This window comes from Amycolatopsis regifaucium (assembly GCF_001613935.1).
In the GTDB taxonomy this organism is placed as follows: domain Bacteria; phylum Actinomycetota; class Actinomycetes; order Mycobacteriales; family Pseudonocardiaceae; genus Amycolatopsis; species Amycolatopsis regifaucium.
Window position 1 is genome coordinate 1 of the sequence record NZ_LQCI01000043.1, and the last position, 4,006, is coordinate 4,006.

4 protein-coding genes are annotated in these 4,006 nt (G+C 70.6%); all 4 read left to right on the top strand.

Features of this window, described 5'->3' with window-relative positions; translation table 11 throughout:
• Positions 1-933: hypothetical protein (locus AVL48_RS39710; RefSeq protein WP_169812907.1), on the top strand; the 933-nt coding region annotated here is incomplete at its 5' end.
• Positions 930-1,949 (top strand): hypothetical protein, encoded by a 1,020-nt coding sequence (locus tag AVL48_RS30925; protein WP_061980566.1) that lies wholly within the window; start codon positions 930-932, stop codon positions 1,947-1,949. The genes AVL48_RS39710 and AVL48_RS30925, both read left to right, overlap by 4 nt.
• Complete coding sequence (locus AVL48_RS30930; RefSeq protein WP_061980565.1) at positions 1,946-2,899, top strand: hypothetical protein; 954 nt, start codon at positions 1,946-1,948, stop codon at positions 2,897-2,899. Before AVL48_RS30925 ends, AVL48_RS30930 begins: the two co-directional genes overlap by 4 nt.
• Positions 2,900-3,119: 220 nt before the next feature.
• The coding region (locus tag AVL48_RS30935; RefSeq protein WP_156515786.1) for a relaxase domain-containing protein at positions 3,120-4,006 on the top strand (887 nt) is incomplete at its 3' end.

A 4,006-nucleotide genomic window follows, 5' to 3' on the forward strand; every position in this document is an offset into this window, starting at 1 on the left:
GAGCGGTACCGCGATATCGCGTTCCTCCGCTCGACGGCCGCGGCCGGCGCCACCGACCCGGTGGTGCGGGCACGGCTGGAACGCGAAGCCCGCGAGGCCGCCGCCGCCGCCGACGGCTACGCCGCACGAGCCGCCGAGCTGGCCGACGGCAACGAGCCGTGGGAAGAAGTGGAGATTCAGCAGCAGGTCGATCAGGCTCGCGTGGCCGCGACCCACGACGTGCTCGACAACCCCGGTGAGACGTCGGAGCAGTTGCGGCGGCGCGAGATCGCCGACGCGACGATGCTGTCCTACCTCACCTGGCAGCAGGAAGGCATCCCGCCGGAGGAGATCGCGCAGCGGCTGGAGCGGGTCTCACCGATCGGCGCGAAAGCCGTCAGCGACTACGAGCAGCTGATCACCATCGGCTACGACCCCGACGACGCGCGCGCGATGGCCGCCGACACCGCAACCCAGGACCCCATTCCCGCGCAGGACACCACCGAGCGCGTGGCGACCCACGACACCGAACAGGAGTCCACTGTGGATACCAACAACCCGGGACCTTCTGCGCAGGCCGAGGCCGCCGCTGTCCGGCGGCGCAACAACGAAGCCACGTACCAGGCCGACGAACCGCAGCTGTACGTCAGCGCGGAGCCCGATAGCCCCGGGACCGTGGTGGGCCGGATCGACCAGGTGCTCTCCGAGGAGGACTCCGAGCGTGCGCGGCTGACTGATCCGGACACCGAGTCTCGCCTCGCCGGGATCCTCGACCGTTACGACTCGATGCGCGCCGAATGCGCCCATCTGCTGAAGGACGCCGAGGCTCGGCTTCAGCGCGGGGATGACGCCGAGGACGCGGAGCGTGCGGAGCGCTGCGCCCGCTGGAACGCCGAAGACGAGGCCGCCGCCGAGGACGTCGACGACAAGTCCGAGGGATGGGAGCAGCCGTGAAGATGACCGAAGCGCAGGCGCAGCAGGTCGCCGAGTTCGGCCGTGAGGCTTACGAGGTGCGGCTGCTGTCGTTCGACGACGCCCAGCCCACGGGGGAGACGCCGAGCCAGCTTTACCGGCGCACGATCCGGGAGCAGTGTCACGCCCTGGGCGTGGCCGAACGCGATTTCTACGTGTATTTCCCCGATGCGGGTGGAGCGTTCCAGCCGGAGGTCGTCACCGGGTGGCGCGGCGGACCGGTCAAGCGCGGCAAGCCGATGATCAAGCCCGACACGGCGGACGAGTACCTGCGATCGCTGGGTGACGCGGCGATCGACCGCTATGAGCGGGCACTGGCCGACGGGCTCGACCCGGACACCGCGCACCGGCAGGCGGCCGGTGACACCGTCGTGGCCAACGACGCCATCGAGCACTACGCCCGCCACCGCAAGGAAGGCCTGCCCCGGGCCGAGTCCCGCGACGCCGCCGCGGGCGATTCCGCGGCGCAGGGCTTGCGGGCTCTGGCCCGGGACGGCGGTGTCCTGCCGCCGGAGTCGGAGTGGGAACGTCCCGCCCCGGTCGACCGCCCGGACTTGGAGCGTGACGCGGCGCCCGCCGAGGTCGCGCGCGACGCGATCGACTACGTCACCGATCTGGTCGTCGCGGGCGTCCGGGTCGACGACGCGCACGCCGCGGTGACCTCCGTTCCGGGCGTGGACGCGGCGGTGCGGGACTTCCGCGCTCGCGTCGAGGGCGGGGCGAGCTGGGCGGAGGCTCGCCAGCAGGTGCTCGACGGCCTGCACGTCCCGGCCGAGTTCGGTGTCGAGGACGTCACCGGCGTCGCCGAGGTAACCGGCCGTGCCGCGCTCGCGGAGCGGGTGGCGGAGTGCGCGCAGACGGTGGACGGCGTCGGCGAGCTGGTGTACGGCGGCGACCGCGCCGACGAGGACACCGAGCGCGCGGAGCGTTGCGCGCGGTGGAACGCCGACGACGAAGCCGCCGCCGACGACGACATCAGCGAGGGGTGGGACCAGTGAGCAAGTCCAAGAGCACGTGGGCGACGGCAGGGTTCTGGCTGCCGGGTCTGGTGGTGGCGGTCTGTGCCGCGGTCGCGACCGCGCACGGCCTGTTCGAGGTCGTGGTGGCGTCCGGGGTGCTCGCGAGCATCGCGTGGACCTACCCGGTGATCACCGACGGTTTGGCGATCGTGGCGTATGTGGCGACGTCACGGCTGACGGGTGCGGGCCGTCGGTACGCGTGGGCGGTGGTGATCCTCGCGGCCGGGCTGTCCGGGTTGGCGCAGGCGGTCTACTTCGTGGGCGGGTTCACCGCCCCCGTGCCGCCGGGGCCGAACGGTGAGCCGGGTTCGGCGGGCAATCCGCCGCCGGAGTTGCTGCGGTTCTGGGTGGGGGCGTGGCCAGCGATCGCGGCGGCGATCGTGGCGCACCTGCTGTTCATGCTCAGCGAGCTTCGCGCGAGCCGGAAGCCGTCCACCGCACCGGACACGATCGCGAGTTCGGGTGTGGATGTGGCCGCCGCAAGCGGTGCCATCGTCTCGCGGGCGCCGTCCGTTCAGTCGCAGCCCGTCCAGTCGGACCGTCCGGAGAGCGTCGCCGTCCAGTCGCTGTCCGTCCAATCCGGGCTTGTTCAGCCGAAGCCGTTGGACGCGGCTGCGTCGAGCGAGCCTGCTGAACGTCCAGTCCCGGCAGTGTCTTCCGTTCAGCCGGAGCGGCCCGTGTCGCGCGGCGCGGAGGAGCCGAAGCCGGAGCGTCCAGCCGTGACGCCGTCGTCGCCGAAGCGGGACCGCGCGTTCCGTGAGGCCCGCAAGTACCAGGCGCTGCACGGCACCCTCCCGACCGTCGACCAGCTCCACGAAATCGCCGAAGTCGCCCGAGGCACAGCCGGAACCGTCCTCAAAGAACTCCGCGAACAACCACACCCGCTCCACATCGTTACCGACCTCAACGCCACCAAGGCCAACTCATGATCACCACAGCACCAAGCAGCACCTCCCCACTCAGGAAGCCACCAAGGCAGCCCAAGACATCCATCAGCCACTCACCCAGCAAGTACTCACCAATCAAGAAATCAGATGCACACCTATGCATCACGATCTGTCGGGCCGGTGCGCCCTGGCGGGCGCCCGGGAACACGACCGCCGTTGTTGATCTTCAAAGCCCGTGTGTTGATCTTGGAAGGGGGTCGGGATGCTGACGTTGTCGAACGGATACTCGGTCTCCTACCTCACGGAGGAGGTCGCGAAGGGGCGGGAGAACTACTACACCGACGCCGTGGCGGAGGGGGAGCCGCCGGGGCGTTGGTATGGCGGTGGGGCCGAGAAACTCGGCCTCACCGGGTTGGTCGACGAGCAGGACATGCGTGCGGTCTATGAGCAGTTCGTCGACCCGCGCGATGCCGCGTTCAAGGATCCAGCGCGGTGGGCGGAGGCGTCCACTCTCGGCCACACCGGGCGGAACTATCCAACGGCGGACGAGTTGTACGCGGCCGCGTTGGACAAGGAACCGGACGCGACGGGTGAACGGCGCGAGGAATTGCGCCTGGAGGCGAACAAGTCCGCGCGGAAGAACGTCGCCTTTTTGGACGCCACGTTCAGCGTCCAAAAGTCGGTGACGGTCCTGCACGCGGCGTTCGAGGCACAGCAAGTGAACGCTGAACGGACGGCTGGACGGTTGTCGGACGCGCTCGCCGCCGCGACGGCGGCGGGCGCGGATCCGGCCGAGCTGGCGGAGATCGCCCGGCAGCGTGACGACGCCCACGAGGCGGCGTTGTCGTGGCGGACGCACCGCGACGCGGTCGAGGACGCGATATGGGCAGGGAACCGGGCGGCGCTGGACTACCTGTCCGAGCACGCCGGGTACTCGCGGGTCGGGCACCACGGCGGGGCCGCGGGCCGGTTCATCGACGCCCACGACTTCGTGGTGGCGTCGTTCTTCCAGCACGACTCGCGCAACCACGATCCGCAGCTGCACATCCACAACGCGATCCTCAACCGCGTCGAAGGCGCTGACGGGCAGTGGCGCACGCTGGACGGCCGCGCCCTGTACGCGCACCGGGGCGCGGCGGCGGCGGTGGG